The organism is Pseudomonas sp. XP2 (assembly GCF_053557975.1).
On sequence record NZ_JBNRIK010000025.1, the window covers coordinates 40126 to 60042 of the forward strand.

At 63.9% G+C, this 19917-nt stretch carries 20 protein-coding genes; 13 read left to right on the forward strand and 7 right to left on the reverse strand.

The genetic code is table 11. The features are described 5' to 3' along the window. Positions 1-3: 3 nt before the first annotated feature. Genes ACK1VC_RS22565 through ACK1VC_RS22575 form a run of 3 tightly spaced genes read left to right on the forward strand, consistent with a single transcriptional unit; the run spans position 4 to position 2499 of the window. Positions 4-1281: a flavohemoglobin expression-modulating QEGLA motif protein gene (locus ACK1VC_RS22565; RefSeq protein ID WP_016485173.1), complete on the forward strand. Its 1278-nt coding sequence runs from the start codon at positions 4-6 to the stop codon at positions 1279-1281. Beyond that, the gene (locus tag ACK1VC_RS22570) at positions 1253-2176 is read left to right on the forward strand and encodes an alpha/beta hydrolase (RefSeq protein WP_060517548.1); all 924 of its coding nucleotides are present in this window, start codon (positions 1253-1255) and stop codon (positions 2174-2176) included. The genes ACK1VC_RS22565 and ACK1VC_RS22570 overlap by 29 nt, the downstream gene beginning before the upstream one ends. Further along, the gene (locus ACK1VC_RS22575) at positions 2173-2499 is read left to right on the forward strand and encodes a hypothetical protein (protein ID WP_016485175.1); all 327 of its coding nucleotides are present in this window, start codon (positions 2173-2175) and stop codon (positions 2497-2499) included. Before ACK1VC_RS22570 ends, ACK1VC_RS22575 begins: the two co-directional genes overlap by 4 nt. 140 nt (positions 2500-2639) lie before the next feature. Here ACK1VC_RS22575 and ACK1VC_RS22580 read toward each other — a convergent pair whose 3' ends face one another. The 3 genes from ACK1VC_RS22580 to ACK1VC_RS22590 all read right to left on the reverse strand — a co-directional run bounded on the left by ACK1VC_RS22580 (position 2640) and on the right by ACK1VC_RS22590 (position 4516). Further along, a complete protein-coding gene (locus ACK1VC_RS22580; RefSeq protein WP_016485176.1) occupies positions 2640-3431 on the reverse strand; it encodes an OmpA family protein in 792 nt (263 codons plus the stop codon). A gap of 50 nt (positions 3432-3481) precedes the next feature. Further along, positions 3482-3895, reverse strand: coding sequence for a DUF4398 domain-containing protein (locus ACK1VC_RS22585; protein ID WP_014592166.1), 414 nt, complete (start codon positions 3893-3895; stop codon positions 3482-3484). A 276-nt stretch (positions 3896-4171) separates the two neighbouring features. Next, positions 4172-4516, reverse strand: coding sequence for a type 1 pili tip component (locus ACK1VC_RS22590; protein ID WP_016485177.1), 345 nt, complete (start codon positions 4514-4516; stop codon positions 4172-4174). 165 nt (positions 4517-4681) lie between these two features. Between ACK1VC_RS22590 and ppc the strand changes: the two genes are divergently transcribed. The 7 genes from ppc to ACK1VC_RS22625 all read left to right on the forward strand — a co-directional run bounded on the left by ppc (position 4682) and on the right by ACK1VC_RS22625 (position 11946). Beyond that, on the forward strand, positions 4682-7309 hold the full coding sequence (gene ppc, locus ACK1VC_RS22595) for a phosphoenolpyruvate carboxylase (RefSeq protein ID WP_191087329.1): 2628 nt from the start codon (positions 4682-4684) through the stop codon (positions 7307-7309). A gap of 257 nt (positions 7310-7566) precedes the next feature. Beyond that, the gene (gene adk / locus ACK1VC_RS22600) at positions 7567-8217 is read left to right on the forward strand and encodes an adenylate kinase (RefSeq protein WP_016485179.1); all 651 of its coding nucleotides are present in this window, start codon (positions 7567-7569) and stop codon (positions 8215-8217) included. A gap of 211 nt (positions 8218-8428) precedes the next feature. Beyond that, the gene (gene tsaB, locus ACK1VC_RS22605; RefSeq protein WP_060517544.1) at positions 8429-9103 is read left to right on the forward strand and encodes a tRNA (adenosine(37)-N6)-threonylcarbamoyltransferase complex dimerization subunit type 1 TsaB; all 675 of its coding nucleotides are present in this window, start codon (positions 8429-8431) and stop codon (positions 9101-9103) included. Between the two features lie 131 nt (positions 9104-9234). Next, entirely contained in the window at positions 9235-9525 is a 291-nt protein-coding gene (locus ACK1VC_RS22610; protein WP_016485181.1) for a hypothetical protein, read from the forward strand. A 3-nt stretch (positions 9526-9528) separates the two neighbouring features. Then, positions 9529-10398, forward strand: a complete 870-nt coding sequence (locus ACK1VC_RS22615; protein ID WP_023049120.1) for a DUF72 domain-containing protein — start codon at positions 9529-9531, stop codon at positions 10396-10398. A gap of 28 nt (positions 10399-10426) precedes the next feature. Further along, positions 10427-11257, forward strand: a complete 831-nt coding sequence (locus tag ACK1VC_RS22620; RefSeq protein WP_016485183.1) for an isocitrate lyase/PEP mutase family protein — start codon at positions 10427-10429, stop codon at positions 11255-11257. Beyond that, the gene (locus ACK1VC_RS22625; protein WP_016485184.1) at positions 11257-11946 is read left to right on the forward strand and encodes an extensin-like domain-containing protein; all 690 of its coding nucleotides are present in this window, start codon (positions 11257-11259) and stop codon (positions 11944-11946) included. Before ACK1VC_RS22620 ends, ACK1VC_RS22625 begins: the two co-directional genes overlap by 1 nt. Positions 11947-11948: 2 nt before the next feature. Here ACK1VC_RS22625 and ACK1VC_RS22630 read toward each other — a convergent pair whose 3' ends face one another. Beyond that, positions 11949-12569: a hypothetical protein gene (locus ACK1VC_RS22630; RefSeq protein ID WP_016485185.1), complete on the reverse strand. Its 621-nt coding sequence runs from the start codon at positions 12567-12569 to the stop codon at positions 11949-11951. A 103-nt stretch (positions 12570-12672) separates the two neighbouring features. Between ACK1VC_RS22630 and ACK1VC_RS22635 the strand changes: the two genes are divergently transcribed. Beyond that, positions 12673-13449: a class I SAM-dependent methyltransferase gene (locus ACK1VC_RS22635; protein WP_016485186.1), complete on the forward strand. Its 777-nt coding sequence runs from the start codon at positions 12673-12675 to the stop codon at positions 13447-13449. Between the two features lie 194 nt (positions 13450-13643). Here the strand turns inward: ACK1VC_RS22635 and ACK1VC_RS22640 are convergent, their stop codons facing one another. Then, a complete protein-coding gene (locus ACK1VC_RS22640; RefSeq protein WP_024717681.1) occupies positions 13644-14285 on the reverse strand; it encodes a TetR/AcrR family transcriptional regulator in 642 nt (213 codons plus the stop codon). Positions 14286-14451: 166 nt separating this feature from the next. Between ACK1VC_RS22640 and ACK1VC_RS22645 the strand changes: the two genes are divergently transcribed. Both ACK1VC_RS22645 and ACK1VC_RS22650 read left to right on the forward strand, forming a co-directional pair. Continuing rightward, positions 14452-15552, forward strand: a complete 1101-nt coding sequence (locus ACK1VC_RS22645) for an efflux RND transporter periplasmic adaptor subunit (RefSeq protein WP_016485188.1) — start codon at positions 14452-14454, stop codon at positions 15550-15552. A 6-nt stretch (positions 15553-15558) separates the two neighbouring features. Then, positions 15559-18642 (forward strand): efflux RND transporter permease subunit, encoded by a 3084-nt coding sequence (locus ACK1VC_RS22650; RefSeq protein ID WP_191087330.1) that lies wholly within the window; start codon positions 15559-15561, stop codon positions 18640-18642. A gap of 114 nt (positions 18643-18756) precedes the next feature. Here the strand turns inward: ACK1VC_RS22650 and ACK1VC_RS22655 are convergent, their stop codons facing one another. Together ACK1VC_RS22655 and ACK1VC_RS22660 are read right to left on the reverse strand one after the other, a co-directional pair. Beyond that, positions 18757-19446 (reverse strand): DUF4197 domain-containing protein, encoded by a 690-nt coding sequence (locus ACK1VC_RS22655; RefSeq protein ID WP_016485190.1) that lies wholly within the window; start codon positions 19444-19446, stop codon positions 18757-18759. Positions 19447-19479: 33 nt separating this feature from the next. Then, a complete protein-coding gene (locus ACK1VC_RS22660) occupies positions 19480-19878 on the reverse strand; it encodes a YbaY family lipoprotein (protein ID WP_016485191.1) in 399 nt (132 codons plus the stop codon). Between the last annotated feature and the right edge of the window lie 39 nt (positions 19879-19917).

Consider the following 19917-nt stretch of genomic DNA (forward strand, 5'->3'; position numbering starts at 1 on the left):
CCAGTGGACGAATACCAGCAAACCATCCGTGCCCTGTCTGACCGCATCGTGGCGGCACAGACCCCGATCCGGGTGCTGGACGCGGTGAAGTGGGACGACAACATTCGTCAGGGCTTCCTCAAGGGCAAGGGCAAGGAGCCGCCGGCCGTCGACCGTGCCTATTACCAGTCGCGCCCGCTGTCGTTCGACTCCGGCGCGGTCAAGGCCGAGTTCCAGGGCATCGAGCGCGACATCATCCGCCAGCTTGGCCAGTTCAACCCGGTCGGGCAGATCATGAAGCGCATGTGCCGCGAATACCGCATGGTGGTGCGTATGCTCGAAGCGCGCGGTACCGAGGACTTTGGCCTTATCTCCCAGGAGCTGTATGGTGCTGCCTCCGATGCCTTCCATGCCGGTGACCCGACCCTGGCCGACCTCGGCCTGATGCTGTCGGACTACCTGAACAACATCGATGGCCGTGGCGACCTGAAGGACGAACCGAAAAACCTCACCGCCAAGGAGGCCGTGGAGATCCTCCAGCACCGGCTGAACAAGGTGTTCGGCGAGGCCGAGGGAACCATCCGCGTGTTCGAGTCCGACGGTATCGTCGCCGATGCGGCGGCCGGGGCCGACTACATCAAGGTGCGCGCCGATGCCATGTTCAACGCGCGCGACGTGCGCGCCCTGGAGGTACACGAAGGGCTGGTGCATGTCGGCACCACGCTCAATGGCCTGAACCAGCCGATCTGCACCTTCCTGGCCAAGGGGCCGCCCTCGTCGACGGTTACCCAGGAAGGCCTGGCCATCCTCATGGAGGTGATTGCCTTTGCTTCCTACCCTAGCCGTCTGCGCAAGCTCACCAACCGCACCCGCGCCATCCACATGGTCGAGGAGGGCGCCGATTTCCTCCAGGTGTTCGATTTCTTCCGTGAGCAAGGCTTCGAGATCGCGCAGAGCTACAGCAATGCCAGCCGGGTGTTCCGCGGTTCGGTGCCCAATGGCCTGCCATTCACCAAGGATTTGTCCTACCTCAAGGGCTTCATCATGGTTTACAACTACATTCAGTTGGCCGTGAAAAAAGGCAAGCTCGAACAGATCCCGTTGCTGTTCTGTGGCAAGACCACCCTGGAAGACATGCGCACCCTGCGCCAACTGGTGGAGGAGGGCCTGGTCGAGCCGCCCAAGTATCTGCCCGAGCAGTTCCGCGACCTTAACGCGCTGTCGGCCTGGATGTGCTTCTCCAACTTCCTCAACCACCTGAGCCTGGACCGTATTGAAGCCGACTACGCGAACATTCTCTGACCGCTGCCGCCTGCTGGCGCTTGGCTTGCTGTTGTTGGGCCTGAGTGGCTGCAGCAGCTTGCTGTTCTACCCCGAGCGCGGTCAGGCGTTCACCCCCGAGCGCGCCAAACTCGCCTACCGCGATGTCACCCTTGTGACGTCGGACGGCCTGCGGTTGCACGGCTGGTGGTTGCCGGCCAAGGCCGGCGTCGAGGTCAAGGGTACGGTGCTGCATTTGCACGGTAACGGCGGCAACCTGCCCGGGCACCTGGGGGGCAGCTACTGGCTGCCGGAGCAGGGTTACCAGGTGCTGATGATCGATTACCGCGGGTACGGCTTGTCGCAGGGCACGCCGAGCCTGCCAGACGTGTACGAAGATATTGCCGCTGCCATGGCCTGGCTGGACCAGGCCCCCGAGGTAAAGGGCAAGCCACTGGTGCTGCTGGGGCAAAGCCTAGGTGGGGCCATGGCCATTCACTACCTGGCGGCCCATCCCGAGCAGCGTCAGCGGTTCAGTGCGCTGGTGTTTGATGGGGTGCCAGCCAGTTACCGTTCAGTCGGGCGTTTTGCCCTCAGCACCTCGTGGATGACCTGGCCGTTACAGGTGCCGCTGTCGTGGCTGGTGCCGGACGGCGACAGCGCAATCCGTTCGATCGAGCAGCTCAGCAGCCCGCCCAAGCTGTTCTTCCACAGCATTGACGATAACCTGGTGCCGATGGACAACGGCATCCGCCTGTACCAGCACGCGCCACCGCCGCGGGTGCTGCAATTGACCCGTGGTGGCCACGTACAGACCTTCGCCGACCCCACGTGGCGCCAGGTGATGCTGCGTTTTCTTGATGACCCCAGCCATTTCAACGGCCTGCGGCGCCTGGCCGAAGTGCCCAATTACCCTGACGAGAACAACAAGCAATGAGTGAAGAACGCAACGCCATCCCGCTGATCCTGACCGGCGTCGGCAGCATCATCGTGACGGTGGGGGCCTTGTGGTACTACGGTTACCTGCATTTTGCCAAACCGGAGGATGCCCTGTTGTTGCAGGACTTCACCATGCTCAAGACGATTCCGGGCGAGGACTACAAGGTTTCGCTGGACCCGGCACCGCAAGTGGCCCAGTGCGTCGATGGCGTGCTGGTATTGTTCGACACCGAGCAGAAAGGCCTGACCGGGGTGCTGGTGGACAACCGCAAGCGTGCGGTGCGCTGCATGGGCGAGGAAACCCCGAAGCAGGTGAAGTGAGTGTTCGGCGCAGCATTTTGGGCGCCTGCGAGATCGAGCGCCGCGCGGGCGGCGCTCGATCTCGCAGGCGCCAGAACGCCATCGGCGGACAAAGAAAAACCCCGCGTCGATCGCGGGGCTTTCTGTTCAGCTAGCCAGCCTTAACGCTGAACCTGGCTCATCGAGCGCGGTGCCACTGGCTGGTTGTCGTTGGAGATGGTCACCTCCACCCGACGGTTTTGCGCGCGGCCCGAATTGCTGCCGTTGTCCGCGACCGGGTACTCCTTGCCATAGCCCTGGGCGACGATGCGCGCCGGGTCTACGCCTGCACGTACCAGTGCCATGCGCACGCTGTTGGCACGGCGCTCGGACAGGCTCTGGTTGTAGTTGGCCGAGCCGACGCTGTCGGTGTAGCCCTCTACGATCACCTTGCGCTCCGGGTTTTCCTGGAGGAACTGGGCCAGCTTGGTGATGTTCGGGTAGGCGTTGCTCTTGAGTTCGGCTTTGTTGAAGTCGAACAGCACGTCGCCGAAGGTCACCAGCGTACCGCGGTCGGTCTGCTTGGCATTCAGGCTGTCCTGAAGCTTGGCGATCTGTGCGTCGCGGGCGTCCAGCTTGGCCTGGGCGCGCTGGGCCGAGGCGTTCTTCAACTCACCTTCGGCAGTACGCAGGGCAATGGTCTGCTTGGCCACTTCGACACGCTGGTTGGTCAGATAGGCCAGTTGGTCGACCTTCTTCTCGTCTTCACGGTCCATGTAAGCCTTGTCGGCTTTGTTCAGCCAATCCTGGGCATCTTTGGTCTCCAGTGCGGCGACTTTGCTTGCTTGCGGGTCGCTCTGCAGCGAGGAGAAGTTGGTACGGGCCGCTTCCAGATTGGCATTCGGGTCGTGCGAGCAGGCAGCAAGACCGACGCTGAGGGCCAGCAGGGCGGGAATCATGACGTGTTTGCGCATAGTGTTCATCCTTTGATCGAGTGCGAAGGCTAAGGTTGGCGGGGCAGGGCTCACTGAGCGCTGCGCAGGCCTTCCTCACGTACGTCCTGAACGCCCTGGCGGGCATCCTGCACGGCCTTCTGGGCCTTGGCCGCCTGGGCCTTGCGTTCGGCGAGGCGTGCGTCCCACTCGGCCTGTTGGGCCAGGCGCTTGGCCTCGTCGTACTTCTTGTCGTGCATGGCGATTTCGGCTTGCTTGAACTTGTCCTGGGCCGCTTTCATTTCCACGGCGGCGAACTCGGTGCCCCCCGCGCTGACGGCAGAGTTCACGGCGGACTGGGTAACGGCATACTGCTCGGTGGGCGGGTTGCCCGCACAGCCGGCCAGGACCAGGCTACTGCCCAGGGCCAGCGCGGCCAGCTTGAACCCGCGCACATGAGTAGATGACAGTTTGCTAGTGCGGGTCTTCATGGTGGTCAGCTCCATTGGATCACTCCTGATAACGACGATGTCCGTAGCAGTCCATCGCTCAATCCCTGACAAAACCGTGCGCTTCAGCTGAACGGTGCACGATGGCAGTGTGCAGGGTTTTAGCGTGATGGCTATTGGCTCCGACTCGAACGTTTTCAGAATGGTTCAGAAAAAAGTGCGCTAAACGAGGAATTATTTCTGACTGATTGGTCAGTGAGGGATGGTGTGAACTTTCGCGGGCTGGAGCGGTATTGCGGGCCTTGGCGAGGCCCGGAACGTTGGGGCAGGTGGTTATTTTTCGCTGTCGTCGCCGTGGGTGCTCAGGCTATGCAGGTGCTGTCGCGAGAGGGACAGAAAACGTGGCGTAGAGCCGATATCTTCGTACAGCGGGTCGCCTTCTTCATCGGTGGCAATGACCTGGCGACCCTGCACGTAGGGGAAGCTTGCTTCAAGCTCTTCAAGGGCGGCCGCCACCAGTTCGCCAAGCAGTTCTTCGGCGGTGCGCTTGGGGTACATGTCGATCAGCGCGGCCAGGCGCGCCTCGGACTCCAGGTCCAGATGCAACACATGGCCCGTGGGGCTGAGCGTACCGGCGGCATTTTGTTCCCAGTGCTGGGCGAGTTCACGGATTTTCATGATGACCTCTGTTGACGCCTTTACAGGCTGCATTGCATGGGAGTGCTGTGCTTTCACTTTAGTTTGCTTTGGCTGATCTCGGCTTGCCATTGCCGCTCGGCTGGGGGCACTCTTCGGTAGAGCTGTATACAGGAGTGCGCCAGTGCCGCGCCAAAGAGAGGGCCAATGACCGATATCGATGTGCGTTTGCGTGAAGATGTCCATGTGTTGGGTGAGCTGCTCGGCGAAACCATTCGCCAGCAGCATGGCGATGCGTTCTTGCAGAAAATCGAGGACATTCGCCACAGCGCCAAGGCCGACCGCCGTGGCCCTGGCGAGCAACTGACCTCTACCCTGGCCGACCTTGCCGAAGACGATCTGCTGCCGGTGGCCAGGGCTTTCAACCAGTTCCTCAACCTGGCCAATATGGCCGAACAGTACCAGTTGATCCGCCGCCGCGACGCCGATCAAGCCGAACCTTTCGAGGCGCGGGTGTTACCCGAGCTGCTGGCACGCCTTAAGCAGGCCGGCCACAGCAACGATGCCCTGGCCCGGCAACTGGCCAAGCTCGACATCCAACTGGTGCTCACCGCGCACCCCACCGAGGTGGCGCGCCGCACCTTGATCCAGAAGTACGACGCCATCGCCGGCCAGCTCGCTGCCCAGGACCACCGCGACCTGACCCCGGACGAACGCCAGCAGGTACGTGAACGCCTGCGCCGGCTGATCGCCGAGGCCTGGCACACCGAAGAAATCCGCCGCACCCGGCCTACCCCGGTAGACGAAGCCAAGTGGGGCTTCGCGGTAATCGAACATTCGCTGTGGCACGCTATCCCCAGCCACCTGCGCAAAGTCGACAAAGCCCTGCTGGAAGCCACCGGCCTGCGCCTGCCGCTGGAAGCCGCGCCGATCCGCTTTGCCTCGTGGATGGGCGGTGACCGTGATGGCAACCCCAATGTGACCGCCGCTGTCACCCGGGAAGTGCTGTTGCTGGCGCGCTGGATGGCTGCTGACCTGTTCCTGCGCGACATCGATGCACTGGCCGCCGAGTTGTCCATGCAGCAGGCCAGCGACGCCTTGCGCGAACGGGTAGGGGACAGTGCCGAACCCTACCGCGCCGTGCTCAAGCAATTGCGCGACCGCCTGCGGGCGACGCGTGCCTGGGCACATTCGGCGTTAACCGGCAGCCAACCGGCCAGCGCTGAAGTACTGGTGGATAACCGCGACCTGATTGCGCCGCTGGAACTCTGCTATCAGTCGCTGCACGCGTGTGGCATGGGCGTTATCGCCGAAGGCCCGTTGCTCGACTGCCTGCGCCGCGCCGTCACCTTCGGGCTTTTCCTCGGCCGCCTGGACGTACGCCAGGACGCTGCCCGCCACCGTGACGCGCTGACCGAAATCACCGACTACCTGGGCCTGGGCCGCTATGCCGACTGGGATGAAGACCGCCGCATCGAATTCCTTCAAGCCGAACTGAAAAACCGCCGGCCGCTGTTGCCCGCGCACTTCAGGCCGCAGGCAGATACCGCCGAGGTGCTGGCAACCTGCCGGGAGGTTGCCGCCGCGCCCGCTGCCTCGCTGGGCTCCTACGTGATTTCCATGGCTGGTGCCGCTTCGGATGTGCTGGCGGTGCAGCTGCTGCTCAAGGAAGCCGGCCTGACCCGCCCCATGCGTGTGGTACCGCTGTTCGAAACCTTGGCCGACCTGGACAATGCCGGCCCGGTAATGCAGCGCCTGCTCGGCCTGCCGGGTTACCGGGCCGGGCTGCGCGGCCCGCAGGAAGTGATGATCGGCTACTCCGACTCGGCCAAGGATGCCGGCACCACGGCGGCGGCCTGGGCGCAGTACCGGGCCCAGGAAAACCTGGTACGCATCTGCGCCGAACACCAGGTCGAACTGCTGCTGTTCCACGGCCGGGGCGGTACGGTAGGGCGCGGCGGTGGCCCGGCCCACGCGGCGATCCTGTCGCAGCCACCGGGTTCGGTGGCGGGGCGGTTCCGCACCACCGAGCAGGGCGAAATGATCCGCTTCAAGTTCGGTTTGCCGGGCATCGCCGAGCAAAACCTGAACCTGTACCTGGCCGCTGTGCTCGAAGCCACGCTGTTGCCACCACCGCCCCCGCAGCCGGCCTGGCGCGAGGTGATGGACCAGCTGGCTGCCGATGGCGTCAAGGCTTACCGCAGCGTAGTGCGCGACAACCCCGATTTCGTCGAGTATTTCCGCCAGTCGACGCCAGAACAGGAACTGGGGCGCCTGCCGCTGGGCAGCCGCCCGGCCAAGCGCCGCGCCGGGGGGATCGAGAGCCTGCGGGCCATCCCGTGGATATTTGGCTGGACCCAGACCCGGTTGATGCTGCCGGCCTGGCTGGGCTGGGAAACCGCGCTGAGCAACGCCTTGGCCCGTGGCCAGGGTGAGTTGCTGGCGCAGATGCGCGAGCAATGGCCGTTCTTCCGCACCCGCATCGACATGCTGGAAATGGTGCTGGCCAAGGCCGATGCGCAAATTGCCGAGGCCTACGACGAACGTCTGGTGCAACCGCACCTGCTTCCTTTAGGTGCGCACCTGCGCGACCTATTGTCGCAGTCTTGCCAGGTGGTGCTGGGCCTGACCGGGCAGCAGGTGCTACTGGCGCACAGCCCCGAGACGCTGGAATTCATCAGCCTGCGCAACACCTATCTGGACCCGCTGCACCGCCTGCAGGCCGAGTTGCTGGCCCGCTCGCGCGGCCGCGAAGCCGCTCTGGACAGCCCGTTGGAGCAGGCCTTGCTGGTGACCGTAGCGGGTATTGCTGCCGGGCTGCGCAATACCGGCTAAGAGGTTATCCAGGCCTGTCGGGGTTAATGGCATGAAGGCCATGCACGGATGAGGCGTGGCTGGTTGCGCCTGGCGCAACCACCTGCCCGGTCGGCCACAAGTGGCGCTTTCCTGCAACTTTGGGACGCTTGTATGGCTGCCGGGCGCTGTGTATCTTGAGCAGCCTTCTGACCGTTTTATGGTCATACCCGATTTTCCGGACTTGGCCCTGGTTGCCGAATCCATTGAATTTCATAAAAAAATTTGAGGAGCACGAGATGCGCGTAATTCTGCTGGGAGCTCCCGGGGCCGGTAAAGGTACTCAGGCAAAGTTCATCACCGAAAAGTTCGGTATTCCACAAATCTCCACCGGTGACATGCTGCGTGCCGCCGTCAAGGCAGGTACCCCACTGGGCCTGGAGCTGAAAAAAGTCATGGATGCCGGCCAGCTGGTCTCCGACGAGCTGATCATCAGCCTGGTCAAGGAGCGCATCGCCCAGCCTGATTGCGCCAATGGCTGCCTGTTCGACGGCTTCCCACGCACCATCCCGCAAGCAGAAGCCATGGTCGCGGCTGGTGTCGACATCGACGCCGTGGTCGAAATCGCCGTAGACGACGAAGAAATCGTCGGCCGCATGGCGGGCCGCCGCGTGCACCTGGCCTCGGGCCGCACCTACCACATTCAGTACAATCCGCCGAAAGTGGAAGGCAAGGACGACGTGACGGGCGAAGACCTGATCCAGCGCGACGACGACAAGGAAGAAACCGTTCGTCATCGCCTGTCGGTCTACCACACCCAGACCAAGCCGCTGGTAGAGTTCTACCAAAAGCTGTCGGCCGCCAATGCCGGCAAGCCGAAGTACAGCCACATCGAAGGTGTCGGTTCGGTCGACGCCATCACCGCCAAGGTCCTGGCAGCCCTGAGCTGATCAGCGCCTGACGCCCCCGACAACGGCCCGCTAGCGGGCCGTTGTCGTTCCAGGGCTGCAACCCACGGGGCCTGGCCCGCTCCTACAGGGATTGCGTCAAGGCCATGTTGTACAGGCCACCTGCAAAGGCCGCACAGCGCCCCCCTCGGGACACAACGCCGCCGCTGCTCTATACTGCCGCTCTTTTCATTCGCACCTGGATACCCGTTCGATGACCACCCTGCTGGCCCTGGATACCGCCACCGAAGCCTGTTCCGTCGCGCTGCTGCATGACGGCAAGGTAACCAGCCATTACGAGGTGATCCCACGTCAGCACGCGCAGAAGTTGCTGCCGATGATCAAGCAGTTGCTGGCCGAATCCGGCGTTGCGCTGAATGCACTGGATGCCATCGCCTTCGGCCGAGGCCCGGGTGCATTCACTGGCGTGCGCATTGCCATTGGTGTGGTCCAGGGCCTGGCCTTCGCGCTGGAGCGCCCGGTGCTGCCGGTGTCCAACCTGGCCGCGCTGGCCCAGGGGGCCTTGCGCGAGCAGGGCGTGCAGCAGGTGGCGGCTGCCATCGATGCGCGCATGGACGAAGTGTACTGGGGCTGCTACCAAGCCACGGCAGGCGAAATGCGCCTGGTCGGCCGCGAAGCGGTGTTGCCGCCCGAGCAGGTAGCGCTGCCGGCCGGCAGCAACGGCGAGTGGTTCGGTGCCGGTACCGGCTGGGGCTACGCCGAGCGCCTGGCGGTAAAGGTGGCGGCCAGTAACCCTGGCGCCTTGCCCAGTGCCCTCGACATTCTCAGCCTGGCCACCTTCGCCTGGGCCCGAGGTGAGGCAATTGCTGCCGAACAGGCGCAACCGGTTTATCTGCGCGATAATGTAGCCACGCCCAAGAAGCACTGAGTGCTGTTCGTCGGTTATCGCCGTTCACTCTAAAACCTTTTGCGCGATCTGTGGTCCAGTTATCACTCAAGCATTAGCGACGGATCTCTGATGCTGCTAAATTGCCATCATTGGTCCTGAGTGCTCATGCCATGCGTATCGACGGTTTCTCATCGCAGTCCTACCCGGTCAAGCGCACCCCGCGCAAGGCACCGGCGCGTGACGAGGCCATCGATGATGCCGAGCTGATAGAAGACAGCCAGCCCGCGCCCGTGGAAGCCACCGCCCGCCGACGCAGCGGTGGCCTGCCAGCCCGCCAGCAAGACATGATCTTCCCCCGCGCCCGTGACCGCCGCACCGCCACCGCATTGGCCAGCTACCTGAGCACCGCCGGTTTCACTGACTGGGACATGGAAGTACTGGGGCTCGACCTGTACATTTAGTGGATGAGTCCACCACCACTGCCTTATTTCCTCGGTTGCCCGTCCTGGAGCGAAAACGCCTGGCGTGAGTACCTGTATCCCGCCGACGCCAGCAGCAATGAAATGCTTGGCTTCTACAGCCAGGTGTTCAATGCCGTCGAGGGCAACACCACGTTCTACGCACGCCCCGCCCCCGGCACCATTGCCCGCTGGGCGCAGGTGATGCCCCAGCATTTCCGCTTCACCGCCAAGTTTCCTCGCGACATCAGCCATGAGGGTGACCTGCGTGATCAGCTTGAGCCTGCCTTCGACTTCACGCGGCTGATGGCCCCGCTGGGCCAGCGCGTATCACCGTACTGGCTGCAATTGCCGGCCCAGTTCGGCCCGGCGCGCTTGGGCGAGCTTTGCCACTTCCTCGACCAAATCGGGCTGCCGGTGGCCGTGGAGGTGCGCAACCAGGCCTTTTTCGCCAAGGGTGAAGAAGAACGCCTGCTCAACCGCCTGCTGCACGAACGCGGCGTGGAGCGTATTTGCCTGGACCCGCGTGCGTTGTTCAGCTGCACCTCGCGCGACCCTGCCGTGCTGCACGCGCAATCCAAGAAGCCCAAGGTACCACCGCGCCCGGCGGCCTTCAGCCAGCACCCACAGGTTCGCTTCATCGGCCATCCGCAGCTGGAGGCCAATCACACCTTCCTCAGCCCCTGGGTAGAGAAAGTCGCCGGCTGGATCGAAGAAGGGCGCAGCCCCTACATTTTCCTGCACACCTCGGACAATCGCCTGGCTGCGGCGTTGGCCCAGCATTTCCATCAACGCCTGATGGCACGCTTGCCAGGTCTTGCACCTTTGCCGGAATTGCCGCGCGCGCCCGAGGTCGAACAACTGGGCTTACTCTGACCTTTCCCTGACTGCCGGAGGTTGAACCATGGATGTGCAAACCCTGCGAGCCGAAGCCTTCAAGGCTTTACACGAGCGCGAAGGCGCGTTCGTCATCCCCAACCCGTGGGATGCCGGCTCCGCCAAGCTGCTTGCCAGCCTGGGTTTCGAGGCGCTGGCCACCACCAGTGCCGGCCTGGCCTTCAGCCTGGGCCGGCCAGACGCCGAAGGCGCCTTGAGCCTGGACGATACCCTGGACAATGCCGGCGAGATCGTCGATGCCACTGCCTTGCCGGTGGCCGCGGACCTTGAGAACGGCTTCGGCGACATGCCTGAAGATTGTGCCCAGACCATCTTGCGTGCTGCCGAAATCGGCCTGGTAGGTGGCTCCATCGAAGATGCCAGTGGCCGCAGTGATGCGCCCATCTATGACCTCGGGCTGGCCGTGGAGCGCGTGCGCGCCGCCGTGCAGGCTGCGCGTAGCCTGCCGTTCCCGTTCACCTTGTGCGCCCGGGCAGAAAACCTGCTGCACGGCCGCATGGACCTGGACGACACCATCCTGCGCCTGCAAGCCTATGCCGAGGCCGGCGCCGATGTGCTGTATGCGCCGGGGCTGCGCACCGTAGAGGAAGTGCGTGCGGTGGTGCAGGCGGTCGCACCGCGGCCGGTGAATGTGCTGATGGGCATGGCGGGGGTGCCGCTGAGCGTGAACCAGTTGCAGGACTTGGGCGTGCGCCGCATCAGCGTCGGCTCGTCGCTGGCCCGTGCTGCGCTGGGGGCGTTCCACCGTGCCGCGCTGGAAATTCGCAACGAGGGTACGTTCGGCTACGGTGAGCAGGCACTGCCGTTTGCCCAGCTCAACGACCTGTTCCGCCGCTGATGCGGGCAATGCTGGCGCTGCTGGCCAGCCTATTGGTGCTGGCCGGTCTGGCCTGGCACTTCGGCTGGCGCCTGCCTGCCGTGTGGAACCCTTGGGCGCCGCTGGACGTACGCCAGCCGCCCAACCTGCTGACGCCGTACAAGCTTTCACGCCTGCGCGATGACCCGGCCTTGTGCCGACAGGCACTGGAAACCAGCCAGCTGCGCTACCGGGCGCAAGCCGACAGCCCGGCTTCGGCCAACTGCCCGTTGCGCAACGTTTGGCGTATCGAGGGCGGCCAGGCACGGCTAAGCAGCAGTTTTCTGGCCAGTTGCCCGCTGGCGGTAGCCTATGCACTGTTCGAAAACCATGGTTTGCAGCCCGTGGCGCAGCGGGTGCTGGGCCAACCCGTTGCGCAGGTCGATCACTTGGGCAGCTTCGCCTGCCGCAATGTCTATCACCGCAAGCAGGGGCGCCTGAGTCAGCACGCGACCGCCAATGCGCTGGACATCAGCGGTTTTCGCATGCAGGACGGCCAGCGTATCGTCCTGGCGCGTGACTGGCAGGCGGGTGGGCAGAAGGCCGAATTTTTACGGCAGGTGCAGCAGGCGGCTTGCGAGAGCTTCAGCACAGTACTGGGGCCGGCCTACAATGCAGCACACCACAATCACTTTCATCTGGACATGGGCCGCTGGCAGGTGTGCCGCTAACCTCAGGCGTGCGCGCGCACGTTGTTCAGCACCACCGGGCGTGCCCAGTGGATGTCGAATTCCAGGTCATTCTGCTGCCTGGCCAAAGTGGCGTCGTCGAACGGCTCCGGGGCCGGGTCCAGCAGGTTGGTCTCGAACTCGGCAATGGGCAGGAACAACGACCGCGGGGCAGGGCCTGGGCCGGGCTCTGGAATCGGTTGGCCCTGGTTCATCACCACCGGGCGCATCCAGCTGTTGCTGGTGTCGAGCTGGCGCTGTTGTTCGATCAGCTCCATGGCACTGAACGGCTCAGGCGCAGGCGGCAGCAGGTTGGCTTCAAGCTCGGCCTTGGGCAGAAACAGCGGCTCGGGCGGTGCTACCTCGGTGTCGTGCACCGGGCAGGCGCGCTGGGCGTCGATCAGCGCCAGTGCTCGAGCGCCGCCGATGGGTTCGCCGCTGTCCTGGTCGTACTGCACGAACGATTGGCTGACGCTGTCTGCGGGCTCTTCCTGCTGCTCGGCCATGGCCCGGGCAAAGAAATCCTGCCACAGGTGGCTGACGCCCCCGAGTGCCTGGGTGTTGTGCTGACTGTAGTTGCCGACAGGCGACAAATAGGTCAAGCCGATAGGAAGAGTATCTGACATGGCAGTCGCGCGCGTTGTGCTCTGGCAGAATAGCGGGATATTGCCTGTATCGGCCGTGGCTGCTGATTCATTAAGGCTTGGTTTGATTTTTTAGGTGTGGACGATGGAAGAGCAAGGCACGGGTATCAGGGTCGAGGCGATGTCGGCTGAGTATGCGGAGCAGGCCAAGGTGTGGGCTGAACGCCTGAGCCTGCCGCTACAGGACGAGAGCGCCGGCTTCGCCGTGCAGGTGGGCGCCGAGGGTTTGCAGATCCAGCAGCTGGGGCCGCAGGCACCGGGGCCGGTGCGGGTGGACTTTGTCGAGGGCCAGGCCGCCCACCGGCGCCAGTTTGGGGGTGGCAACGGGCAGATGATCGCCAAGGCCGTGGGCATTGCCCAAGGCGTGCGGCCACAAGTGCTGGATGCCACGGCAGGCCTTGGCAAAGATGCGTTCGTGCTGGCCAGCCTGGGCTGCCAGATGACCCTGATCGAACGCCAGCCGCTGATTGCTGCGCTGCTGGAAGATGGCCTGGCGCGGGCGCGTTCGGACGACGAAGTGGGCCCGATTGTCGGGCGCATGCGCCTGCTGACCGGCAATGCCATCGAGCGCATGCACACCTGGGAAGGCGAGGCGCCGCAGGTGATTTACCTCGACCCGATGTTCCCGCACCGCGACAAGAGCGCACTGGTGAAAAAGGAAATGCGCGTGTTCCGGCCTTTGGTGGGCGACGACCTGGATGCCCCAGCGCTACTCGAAGCTGCCCTGGCGCTGGCCAGCCACCGGGTGGTGGTGAAGCGCCCGCGCAAGGCACCGATCATCGACGGGCCCAAGCCCAGCCATAGCCTGGAAGGCAAGTCGAGCCGGTATGACATTTACCCGAAGAAAGCCTTGAAGGCCTGATTTTCCCCCAACTGGCCGGCTAGCGCGGTCATTGTGAGAGCAACTGGCTTGCTTGAATATTGAAACGTTGCGCGATTACTGTGGGAGCGGGCTTGTCCCGCGAACACCGGCGAAGCCGGTGCCATGCACCGCGTGGCCCCATTCGCGGGCCAAGCCCGCTCTCACAATGACCACTGTTCTCTGCCTGGCAGCGCTCAGGGTTTGAACGCCCGCAAGAACACCCCCACCACTTCGCGCACATGCGCCTCGGCTTCGTCCCCCTCCAGCGGCGCCGCGCACCCCAGCAGCAAGCGGTAATCCGGCGCCCCCTTGACCAGGCAAAAGAAGTGCTCGGCCGCATGCAGCGGGTTGTCGATGCGCAACAACCCCCGCTCATCTGCACCCCGCAGCAGCGCTTCCATCGCTGCCAGCACGCGCTTGGGCCCGGCTTCGTAAAAGTATTCGCCAAAGCTTGGGTCCAGGCTGCCTTGGGCCATGATCAGGCGGCTGAGCTTCACCGCCTCATCGCTACTGATCAATGCCTGGAAACCACGGGCAATGGTCAGCAGTACCTCCTCCACCGGCGCCCCTTCGGGGTACTCGAACAACAGGTCGGGCAGCTGTAGCTGACAAGTGGCCATGACCGCCGAGCAGAACAGGGTCTGCTTGTCGGTGAAGTGGCTGTACACGGTGAGTTTTGAAACACCTGCCGCCGCAGCGACCGCATCCATGCTGGTGTTGGCATAACCAAGGCTGAGGAACAGCGACTTTGCCGCTTCGAGAATCGCCTCGCGCTTGGCCAGGTCCTTGGGCCGGCCCGGGCCGATGGGTGCGTCGTTGGACATTGTGGTCTGCATCTGGTTGATCAAGCTCCCATCTTACCGGCTGGAGAGGTAGACAGCAGTGATCGTCGCCATCGTTTAAGTGAATTTCTTATCGATGCTGGCTTCTCGGCAGCAGTTCCGTGACTTAATATACCCGTCAGTACACATATTCGAAGTGCCCACCGCGAAAGGATTCATCATGTTGCGCCATGCCTTGTCCATCGCCTTGCCCGCCGTTGCCGCGTTGTTACTGACGGCATGCGGTCAGGAAGCCACCCCGCCTGCCGCGCCGCGCCCGGCGCTGGTGGTGCAGCCGCAGCCGGCCGAAGCCGCTGCCGACAGTTACCCTGGTGAAGTGCGTGCGCGCTTCGAGCCGGAGCTGGCCTTCCGCATTGGCGGCAAGGTCAGCAAGCGCCTGGTGGAGGAGGGGCAGCGGGTCAAGGCCGACCAGCCGCTGGCCGAGCTGGACCCGCAGGACGTGCGTCTGCAGCTTGAAGCCAACCGTGCCCAGCTGGCGGGTGCCGAGGCGAACCTGGCGTTGGTGCGCGCCGAGCGTGATCGCTACCAGAAGCTGCTGGAGCGGCAGATGGTCAGCCACTCGCAGTTCGACAATGCTGAAAACCTCTACCGCGCCGGCCTTGCCCGGCTGAAGCAGGCCAAGGCCGAGTTCGATGTGGCGGGTAACCAGGCCGACTATGCCGTACTGCGTGCGCCCCAGGCCGGGGTGGTGGCCAAGCGTCAGGTTGAAGTAGGCCAGGTGGTTGCCGCCGGGCAAACCGTGTTCACCCTGGCCACGGATGGCGAGCGAGAAGTGCTCATCAGCCTGCCGGAGCAGCAGTTCGCCCGCTTTGCCGTGGGGCAACCGGTCAGTGTGGAGCTGTGGTCACATCCGCAAGCGCGCTTCGAGGGGCGTATCCGCGAGCTGTCACCGGCCGCCGACCCACGCTCGCGCACCTTCGCTGCGCGCATTGCCTTCACCTCGGCCGCCACGCCGGCGGAGCTGGGCCAGAGCGCCCGGGTGTTCATCGCGCATGAGGGCGTGATCCCGTTGGCGGTGCCACTGTCAGCGGTGACTGCGGAAAACGGCCAGGCCTATGTGTGGCGGGTCAACAAGGACAGCCGCCTGGAGCGGGCCGTGGTGCGCCTGGGGGCGTATGGCAGCGACAGTGTGCCCGTACTCGAAGGCCTTGCCCCAGAGGACTGGGTGGTCGCCGCCGGTGGCCATGTACTGCGTGAGGGCCAGGAAATCCGCCCTGTGGACCGCAGCAACCGTGTAGTGAACCTGACGGCCAAGGAGTAAGTCCCGATGGGTTTCAACCTTTCTGCCTGGGCGCTGCGCAACCGCCAGATCGTCCTGTTCCTGATGATCCTGCTGGCGGCCATTGGCGCCATGTCCTACACCAAGCTCGGCCAGAGCGAGGATCCGCCATTCACCTTCAAAGCCATGGTCATCCGTACCCTGTGGCCGGGCGCCAGCGCCGAGGAAGTGTCGCGGCAGGTTACCGAGCGCATCGAAAAGAAGCTGATGGAAACCGGCGAGTACGAGAGGATTGTCTCGTTCTCTCGCCCCGGTGAATCGCAGGTCACCTTCATGGCTCGCGACTCGCTGCATTCCAGGGACATACCTGAATTGTGGTACCAGATCCGCAAGAAGGTCGCGGACATTCGCCACACTCTGCCACCGGAGATCCAGGGCCCGTTCTTCAACGATGAGTTCGGCACCACCTTCGGCAATATCTATGCGCTGACCGGCAAGGGCTTCGATTACGCGGTGCTGAAGGACTACGCCGACCGTATCCAGATCCGGCTGCAGCGGGTCAAGGATGTGGGCAAGGTCGAGCTGGTGGGCCTGCAGGACGAAAAAATCTGGATCGAGCTGTCCAACCTCAAGCTGGCCACCCTTGGCGTACCCCTCGAGGCCGTGCAGCAGGCCCTGCAAGAGCAGAATGCGGTAAGCACCGCCGGCTTCTTCGAGACGCCCAGCGAGCGCCTGCAACTGCGGGTGAGCGGGCGCTTCGACAGTGTCGAGCAGATTCGCCAGTTCCCCATTCGCGTGGGTGACCGCACGTTCCGCATCGGCGATGTGGCCGAAGTGCACCGTGGCTTCAACGACCCACCCGCCCCGCGCATGCGCTTCATGGGCGAAGATGCCATTGGCCTCGCCGTGTCGATGAAGGACGGCGGCGACATCCTGGTCCTGGGCAAAGCCCTGGAAGACGAGTTCGAGCGGGTGGCGCGCACCCTGCCAGCCGGCATGGAGCTGCGCAAGGTCTCGGACCAGCCTGCGGCGGTCAAGGCCGGTGTGGGCGAGTTTGTCCAGGTGCTGGTCGAGGCGCTGGTCATCGTGCTGCTGGTGAGCTTCTTCTCGCTGGGCTTGCGCACCGGCCTGGTGGTGGCGTTGGCCATTCCGCTGGTGCTGGCCATGACCTTCGCTGCCATGCATTACTTCGGCATCGGCTTGCACAAGATTTCCCTTGGGGCCCTGGTGCTGGCGCTGGGCCTGCTGGTGGACGACGCGATCATTGCCGTGGAGATGATGGCGATCAAGATGGAGCAGGGTTATGACCGGCTCAAGGCGGCCAGCTATGCCTGGACTAGCACTGCGTTCCCGATGCTGACCGGTACCCTGATCACTGCGGCAGGCTTTTTACCTATCGCCACTGCGGCCTCCAGTACCGGCGAATACACCCGCTCGATCTTCCAGGTGGTGACCATCGCCCTGCTGACCTCATGGGTGGTGGCCGTGGTGTTCGTGCCCTATCTGGGCGAGCGCCTGCTGCCAGACCTGGCCAAGCTGCATGCTGCGCGCCATGGCAAGGACGGCCACGCACCCGACCCTTACGCCACGCCGTTCTACCAGCGCGTGCGGCGGGTGGTGGAGTGGTGCGTACGGCGACGCAAGACGGTGATCCTGCTGACCATCGCGGCCTTTGTCGGCAGCATCCTGCTGTTCCGCTTCGTGCCCCAGCAGTTCTTCCCGGCCTCCGGGCGCCCAGAGCTGATGGTTGACCTGAAGCTGGCCGAAGGTGCCTCGCTGGCCAATACTGCCGAGCGGGTCAAGCAATTGGAGGCACTGCTCAAGCAGCAGGACGGCATCGATAACTATGTGGCCTATGTGGGCACCGGTTCGCCACGCTTCTACCTGCCGCTGGACCAGCAACTGCCGGCAGCCAGCTTTGCCCAGTTCGTGGTCCTGGCCAAGTCGATGGAGGACCGCGAGCGCCTGCGCAGCTGGCTGATCAGCACTGTAGACCAGCAGTTCCCTGACCTGCGTGCCCGGGTCACGCGCCTGGAAAACGGCCCACCCGTGGGTTACCCGGTGCAGTTCCGGGTCACCGGCGAGCACATCGAGCAGGCCCGTGCGCTGGCCCGCCAAGTGGCCGACAAGGTGCGCGAGAACCCGCATGTGGTGAACGTGCACCTGGATTGGGAAGAGCCCAGCAAGGCCGTGTTCCTCCAAATCGACCAGGACCGCGCCCGCGCCCTGGGCGTGAGCACCGCGCACCTGGCCAGCTTCCTGCAAAGCTCGTTGACCGGTACCACAGTCAGCCAGTACCGCGAGGACAACGAGCTGATCGAGATCCTGCTGCGCGGCACCCAGCAAGAGCGCGGTGATCTGGGTAACCTCGGCAGCCTGGCACTGCCGACCGACAACGGCCAGAGCGTGGCGCTGTCGCAGGTAGCGACCCTGGAGTACGGTTTCGAGGAGGGCATCATCTGGCACCGCAACCGCCTGCCGACGGTGACCGTGCGCGCCGATATCTACGACAAGGAGCAACCGGCCACGCTGGTGAAACAGATCGAGCCGACCCTGCACGAGATACGCGCCAAGCTGCCGGATGGCTACCTGCTGGAAGTGGGCGGTACGGTTGAAGACTCCGAGCGTGGGCAGAAGTCGGTGAACGCTGGCATGCCGCTGTTCGTGGTGGTGGTGCTGAGCCTGCTGATGATCCAGCTGCGCAGCTTCTCGCGCACGGTCATGGTGTTCCTCACCGCACCGCTGGGGCTGATTGGCGTGACCCTGTTCCTGCTGGTGTTCCGCCAGCCGTTTGGCTTTGTCGCCATGCTGGGCACCATTGCCCTGGCGGGCATGATCATGCGCAACTCAGTGATTCTGGTGGACCAGATCGAGCAAGATATTGCAGCGGGGATGGAGCGCTGGCAGGCGATCATCGAAGCCACGGTGCGGCGCTTCCGGCCAATCGTGCTGACTGCGCTGGCGGCGGTGCTGGCGATGATCCCGTTGTCACGCAGCGTGTTCTACGGGCCGATGGCGGTGGCGATCATGGGGGGGTTGATCGTGGCTACGGCGTTGACGCTGTTGTTCCTGCCGGCGTTGTATGCGGCGTGGTTCAGGGTGAAGAAAACGACTGACCTCACCGCCCTGTAGGAGCAGCCTTGTGCTGCGAAGAGGCCGGTACAGCAAGATGAATTTTCATTTGCTGCACCGGCCTCTTCGCAGCACAAGGCTGCGCCTACGAGGGTACTGCGGCCGCGTTGCGGATCAAAGGGCGCCGAAGACCTTCTTGGCCAGGCTGGTAGCGGCCTGCGCCGGGTTCTGGCGAATGCTCTGCTCCTGCTTGCCAATCATCTCGAACAGGCCGTCCAGCGCCTTCTCGGTCACGTAGTTCTCGATGCTGGCGCTCTTGGCGTCGACCACGCCCAGTGCCACCGCCTGCCCGGCGAAGTTGTTGTACTGCTGGGCCAGGCCAACCTTGTCGGTAGCCTGTTTGACGATCGGCAGGAACTTGGCGCGGATCTGCTCGCGGCTGCTCTTGTTCAGGTACTGGGTGGCCGAGTCGTCACCGCCGGCGAGGATGCCTTTGGCATCGGTCACGCTCATGTTCTTCACGGCATCGACCAAAATCGCCTGTGCCTGCGGCACGGCGGCTTCAGCGGCCTTGTTCATGCTGGCTTCCAGGGCATCGACCTGTTCACCTTTGCCGAACATTTTCATGGCCTTGGCCGCCTTGCCCAGCTTGCCCGGCAATTCGATGCGCACGTCCGGGTTGTTGCTGAAGCCACCCGGGGCGCTCAACTGCTTGACGGCGAGCTGCGCGCCCTGGGTCAGGGTATCTTTCAGGCCGCCAGTGGCGTCTTTCTGGCTCAGGTCGCCCAGCGACAGGGCCAGTGCGCTGGCCGATAGCAGCAGGCCGGCGCACAGGGTGGAAAAACGCAGGGAAGTGCGGATCATGAAGCTTTCCTTGTAAACAGATGAATACGGGTGTCAGCGAACCTGGTCGACCTTGATGCGTACAGATTTCGGGTCACTGCCGTCGAGCATGACACCATGGTGTTCGGTATTGATGAACAGCAGCTTGCCCTCCAGCTCGATGCGCGCGCTCACCGCATAGCGGTGGCCGGGTTTGACCTGGGCGGGGTCGTAAATGAGGTGGAATGGCAGCGGTACGTTGCCTTTGACCGGGCCGGCCTGGCGGGCCAGGGTCACGGCGGGGGCGTCCATCAGCGAAACGTCCTGCAGCTCCACGCTCAGGGTAGCGGCAGGCGGCAGGGCGATACGCTGCAGGTAGAAGACTTCACCGTCCAGGCTGGCCTGGTTGGATGGGGTTTGGCTGGAACAGGCTGCAAGCAGGGATGCGCAACACAGCATAAAGAGCTTTTTCATGGAATCTCCGGTGTCCTTGGGGCTGGCTTGTGGCCAACC

What these genes read in the sequence shown, in the direction of transcription:
- ACK1VC_RS22575 (WP_016485175.1), top strand. Translation starts at nt 2,173, where the DNA reads ATGAGTGAAGAACGCAACGCCATCCCGCTGATCCTGACCGGCGTCGGC.
- ACK1VC_RS22580 (WP_016485176.1), bottom strand. Translation starts at nt 3,431, where the DNA reads ATGCGCAAACACGTCATGATTCCCGCCCTGCTGGCCCTCAGCGTCGGT.
- ACK1VC_RS22585 (WP_014592166.1), bottom strand. Translation starts at nt 3,895, where the DNA reads ATGGAGCTGACCACCATGAAGACCCGCACTAGCAAACTGTCATCTACT.
- ACK1VC_RS22590 (WP_016485177.1), bottom strand. Translation starts at nt 4,516, where the DNA reads ATGAAAATCCGTGAACTCGCCCAGCACTGGGAACAAAATGCCGCCGGT.
- ppc (WP_191087329.1), top strand. Translation starts at nt 4,682, where the DNA reads ATGACCGATATCGATGTGCGTTTGCGTGAAGATGTCCATGTGTTGGGT.
- adk (WP_016485179.1), top strand. Translation starts at nt 7,567, where the DNA reads ATGCGCGTAATTCTGCTGGGAGCTCCCGGGGCCGGTAAAGGTACTCAG.
- tsaB (WP_060517544.1), top strand. Translation starts at nt 8,429, where the DNA reads ATGACCACCCTGCTGGCCCTGGATACCGCCACCGAAGCCTGTTCCGTC.
- ACK1VC_RS22610 (WP_016485181.1), top strand. Translation starts at nt 9,235, where the DNA reads ATGCGTATCGACGGTTTCTCATCGCAGTCCTACCCGGTCAAGCGCACC.
- ACK1VC_RS22615 (WP_023049120.1), top strand. Translation starts at nt 9,529, where the DNA reads ATGAGTCCACCACCACTGCCTTATTTCCTCGGTTGCCCGTCCTGGAGC.
- ACK1VC_RS22620 (WP_016485183.1), top strand. Translation starts at nt 10,427, where the DNA reads ATGGATGTGCAAACCCTGCGAGCCGAAGCCTTCAAGGCTTTACACGAG.
- ACK1VC_RS22625 (WP_016485184.1), top strand. Translation starts at nt 11,257, where the DNA reads ATGCGGGCAATGCTGGCGCTGCTGGCCAGCCTATTGGTGCTGGCCGGT.
- ACK1VC_RS22630 (WP_016485185.1), bottom strand. Translation starts at nt 12,569, where the DNA reads ATGTCAGATACTCTTCCTATCGGCTTGACCTATTTGTCGCCTGTCGGC.
- ACK1VC_RS22635 (WP_016485186.1), top strand. Translation starts at nt 12,673, where the DNA reads ATGGAAGAGCAAGGCACGGGTATCAGGGTCGAGGCGATGTCGGCTGAG.
- ACK1VC_RS22640 (WP_024717681.1), bottom strand. Translation starts at nt 14,285, where the DNA reads ATGCAGACCACAATGTCCAACGACGCACCCATCGGCCCGGGCCGGCCC.
- ACK1VC_RS22645 (WP_016485188.1), top strand. Translation starts at nt 14,452, where the DNA reads ATGTTGCGCCATGCCTTGTCCATCGCCTTGCCCGCCGTTGCCGCGTTG.
- ACK1VC_RS22650 (WP_191087330.1), top strand. Translation starts at nt 15,559, where the DNA reads ATGGGTTTCAACCTTTCTGCCTGGGCGCTGCGCAACCGCCAGATCGTC.
- ACK1VC_RS22655 (WP_016485190.1), bottom strand. Translation starts at nt 19,446, where the DNA reads ATGATCCGCACTTCCCTGCGTTTTTCCACCCTGTGCGCCGGCCTGCTG.
- ACK1VC_RS22660 (WP_016485191.1), bottom strand. Translation starts at nt 19,878, where the DNA reads ATGAAAAAGCTCTTTATGCTGTGTTGCGCATCCCTGCTTGCAGCCTGT.